The sequence below is a fragment of the Enhygromyxa salina genome, from assembly GCF_000737335.2.
Lineage (GTDB): Bacteria > Myxococcota_A > Polyangia > Nannocystales > Nannocystaceae > Plesiocystis > Plesiocystis salina_C.
In genome coordinates, this window is sequence record NZ_JMCC02000229.1 from 1 (window position 1) to 3,910 (window position 3,910).

General features: G+C 65.7%; 6 protein-coding genes. 3 read left to right on the plus strand and 3 right to left on the minus strand.

All coding sequences use genetic code 11. The features are described from left to right. The first annotated feature begins 252 nt into the window (after nt 1-252). A complete protein-coding gene (locus DB30_RS43375; protein ID WP_420870705.1) occupies nt 253-459 on the plus strand; it encodes an HNH endonuclease in 207 nt (68 codons plus the stop codon). 2 nt (nt 460-461) lie between these two features. Next, a complete protein-coding gene (locus tag DB30_RS40360) occupies nt 462-908 on the plus strand; it encodes a DUF4265 domain-containing protein (RefSeq protein ID WP_052559415.1) in 447 nt (148 codons plus the stop codon). A 300-nt stretch (nt 909-1,208) separates the two neighbouring features. On the opposite strand, the gene DB30_RS40365 is transcribed toward DB30_RS40360, so the two are convergent. Next, nucleotides 1,209-1,487, minus strand: coding sequence for an FG-GAP repeat domain-containing protein (locus DB30_RS40365; protein ID WP_052559417.1), 279 nt, complete (start codon nt 1,485-1,487; stop codon nt 1,209-1,211). A 176-nt stretch (nt 1,488-1,663) separates the two neighbouring features. Between DB30_RS40365 and DB30_RS40370 the strand changes: the two genes are divergently transcribed. Beyond that, complete coding sequence (locus DB30_RS40370) at nt 1,664-1,948, plus strand: hypothetical protein (RefSeq protein WP_052559419.1); 285 nt, start codon at nt 1,664-1,666, stop codon at nt 1,946-1,948. Nucleotides 1,949-2,033: 85 nt separating this feature from the next. Here DB30_RS40370 and DB30_RS40375 read toward each other — a convergent pair whose 3' ends face one another. Continuing rightward, complete coding sequence (locus DB30_RS40375) at nt 2,034-2,363, minus strand: hypothetical protein (protein WP_146662897.1); 330 nt, start codon at nt 2,361-2,363, stop codon at nt 2,034-2,036. A 106-nt stretch (nt 2,364-2,469) separates the two neighbouring features. Next, on the minus strand, nt 2,470-3,910 hold a 1,441-nt coding region (locus DB30_RS40380), incomplete at its 5' end, for a PfaD family polyunsaturated fatty acid/polyketide biosynthesis protein (protein WP_146662899.1).

The following is a 3,910-nucleotide window of genomic DNA, read 5'->3' on the forward strand; positions in this document are numbered from 1 at the left end:
CCACGTCTCTGCGGATGGCCCCGTCGTCTGCAGGCTCAAAACCGCCAAAGTCGAGACTAGTCGCGGGGGAGCGCCGCCGACTCAGCGAACACCGACCTCCACGGCGAGACGCGAAAGGGATGGAGGGCCGCGGCACAACCACGCAAGCGCCCAAACCGACCGACATGCGGCACGATGGCAGCTCGGAGCCAAGGGCCAGCCAAGCGGCTGGCGAGCAGGGCCCGCGCGCGGGCGGCAAGCCGCCGCGTGGCGATGCGCTCCCGCCGAGCGTGGGCCGTCGGTCTCTGGAACGATCGCGGGCTTCATGCTCGACGGCATAAAGTCGCCCCTGCGGAAGCTCAGGGCGATCACATCTATCCCAGGTCGAAGGGAGGAGATGGCGCAACAGTGGACGATATGCGCAACCTCGAGACCATTTGTGCGAAATGCAACCGGGCGAAGGGTGCTACAATCGAGTGAGTATGTCCCGGACAGCGAAAATCGTGTTCGAACTCGAGCCTGACGAGGACGGCTTTCCACCAATCGGGTCGGAGGGTCTACACGCCACCCCCCTCGAGGACGGAAGTTTCGTCCTCGACAACACGCCATTTTTCGTCACGGAGGTAGCTCTCGGCGACCGCATCGCAGCAGACCCGATCTCCGGCACCGAGGGCAAGTTTGCCTTTTCTCACGTGCTAGAGCCTTCGTCGGCGAAGTCTATCTCCATCATCTTCCTCGTCAAGGAACTCGAACAGGGGATTCTCGACAACCTCCGTAGTCGAGATTGCTACTGCGAATTTGCAGAGATTCGAGCTCTGAGGATGCTCGCGGTGAGCGTCCCCGAGACATGCAACTATGACGAACTCCGGGCCTACTTGATGAAACACGAGGCCGATAAAGCCCTCAGCTTCGCCGAATTGGCGGTATGACATGCAGCAAGACGACGGTGTCCAAGTGTCGTCGAACCCAAAACGCATATGGGACCTGCGAATGATGTACCTCCCCCCTGACGCGGACATCCAGAATTTCTGGAGTTGGGTCCAGACCATCGCTGCCGAACTCGCCCGAGATCTCGAAAATGGTGCGATCCTCGAGGCTCTCGATCGTCTATTCAATCCGTTCCCGGTCCATTTGATTTATCCGGTTGACATGGGGGCCACTCTGCCTGACGGAGAGTATCCGCTGGTCATTTTTCAGCACAGACAGGGCCTGTGTCCCCCATTCATCCCTCAGGCCCATGTCGCAGTGGGGGTCGTCGAACTGCCAGATGACGCTGAGGCATCGGGTGTCTCGGAGCGTGCGGCATACCAGAAGATGTCGTCGATCCCATCGCCGTTGAAGTCACCGATCAGCGGTCGAAACTCGCTCATGACCTGCCGTTCGAAGCGGTCGAAGTTCGCAGTGATCGGACCGCTGACCGACAGCCACAACCAGTCGGTGGGGACCCCCGGTGCGTGCCAAAACAGGTCCGTCCGATCGTCACCGTTGAAGTCGCCGATCAGCGGCATGAGACCAGGCCAAGACTGATTCGTTCGTCCTGGATGCCAGCCTGCTCGACAGCGGCGACATCTTGCTCGCATCGCTGTTCTCGGAGGCATATCTGTAGCGACGCTGGGTGACTCGGCGGCAAGGGTTGCACCGCGAGGCGCGTTGTTCGGCTGGCGTTCGTGCCCAGCATGGGCGCATGCTGAGCAAAGCAATCCTGTTCACCATCCTTGCCGCCGCATGCGGCGTGCAATCGAGCCCGGCCCCAAGTGCCGCGCCGGAAGAGCCCGACATCCGTCCGCCCGAGGACGACCAAGACGACCAAGACGACCAGCTATTCTGCTGCGAAACCGTCGACCTGAAGGCAATGACCGGTGAGGGCTGCAAGTTCCTCCCTAAAGAGCAAATCCTGTTGTGCCAGACCATCCTCGCGTGCGGTGATGTCTGGGCGCTCGACAACGGCAAGGCCGCGTGCGGGAAGTGATGCGCGACGCGGGGCGCGGCCTCACTTGGCGGTCGCGCGGTGGCGGCCGTACAAGCGGCGCATGGGCATCACGGCCCCGCTCGTGTCACAGCGATCCCCGGCAACGGCGACGGGGCACGGGCCCGCGATGGAAAGGAGCCCGCGATGGAATCTTGGGCCGGTCCTGCCACCTCGAGCGCGCACCTCGGGCCGCCGGCAGCTCGCCCTCGCTCGATTGCTTCGCAAGCGCAAGCCGGAAGCCGGCAGCTTGGATCTCGAGCAGGCCGCCGCGATCCTGAGCGTAGCAATCGACACAATCACCCAGGCATACGTCGATCGCCACCTCGAGACCACCGCCTCCAGCCCGGCCGAAGAGGCCGAGCGCGATCGCGTGGTCGACCTGCTGTGGATCGCGTTCTATGAGCGGATTGGCCATTGGGAGGTGTTCGAACGCGACGGGATCAAGCGCCTCGCCGCGATCCAAAGGCCCAACGGAGGCGGACCCGGATCGCACCGGTCCAGCCCGCCTACGAGGATCGACGCTACGACGTTCGGCTTCCACGAGCGCCCCAGCCTCGGCGCAGGTGGGCGTCAGCCTCGTCGAGCAGCCGAAGCCCGAGTTCGTCGACGTGGCGGTCGCGCCAGCGCTCGAGGCTGGTGTTGCGAACCCAGCGATTGATCGCCCCCATCGCGGCGCTGCAAGGGACCTGGAAGTTGACCTTGTCGTAGACGTTGCCCTCGATCGCGTTGCGAGCGGAGCGCTCGAGGTAAGTGCGGAACACCAGCGCCATCTGACGCTTGGGCGTGAGCGCCTCACCCACGCTCAGCTCATCGGCGTGGCGCATGCGAGCGTAGTCGATGCTCTGCTCGAAGCTGGCGCGCAGGTAGTTGTCCTGAATCTCGCCAGCGGTCCGCTGGTCGAGCTCTCCAAGGGCGTCGTGCTGGAGGTAGAGACGGTACAGCCGGTTGGCGCGGGCAGGAAAGAACACCCCGCGCTTGAGCACCTGAACCTGCCCGCCGAGCTCGAAGGCCGCCGCGGCCGGGGCGTAGTCGGTGTGGTGAATGTCGACGGTCTCGAGCATGTCCTTGACGATCTCGCTCGTCGCCGCCTCGACGCTGCACTGGTTGATGCTGCCCGTGACGATGAACTCGGCGCCGAGCAGGCGCGCCGCGGCGACGGCCTGTGGACAACCCAGGCCACCGGCGGCGCCCAGCCCGACGTGCTCGGGGTAGCGGTGGACAGCGGCAAACTCATCGCGCATCGCAACGAGCGCGGGGAGGATCGCCCCGAGCACGCCTCGCTCCGTCCCGCCACCTCCGTCGGCCTGGGCGCACAGATCGTCGGCCATCGGCACCCGCGCGAGGCAGTGGGCCTCGTCGTCGGTGATCACGCCCTGGGCGAGGAGCTCCTCGACGAGATACGCAGGCGCGGGCGACAGGAAGCTCGCGGCGGTCTCCGGCCGTGAGACCCGGGCGAGGATACGGTGACGAATCTCGATGCCCGCGCCGTGCCGCGCGAGGCCCTTGGCTCGATACCAGACCAGCGCGGGGGTCATGGACGTGAAGCCGCTGACATCGAGCACCCGGACGCCGCGATGGAGGCAGGTCGCAACCCGAGCTCGCTCGCGCGCGTCGGACAGCTCGTGGACGAGACTGACCCCGAACGAGCCCGGCGCGAGCTCGCCGTGGAGCTCGTCGAGCATCGCGCCGAGCTGGACTTCATCGAGACCGTGGGCGCCGAGCAGACCAAGCAAGCCGGCCCCCGCCATGCGACGCACGAGGGCCGTCGACGCGACGCCTTCGTGCATCCCGCCGCCGGCCGCATAGGCTCGACGAAGGCCGTAGCGCGCGCAAAAGCGCTGCTCGAAGCCCGACGAACTCGCCGGACCCGACGCGAGGCTCGGCGCCGAACTGGGCAAAGCCGCGGCTCGGGGCGCGGGCGCGACCACAGCTGGCGTGGGCGCGACCACAGCTGGCGTGGGC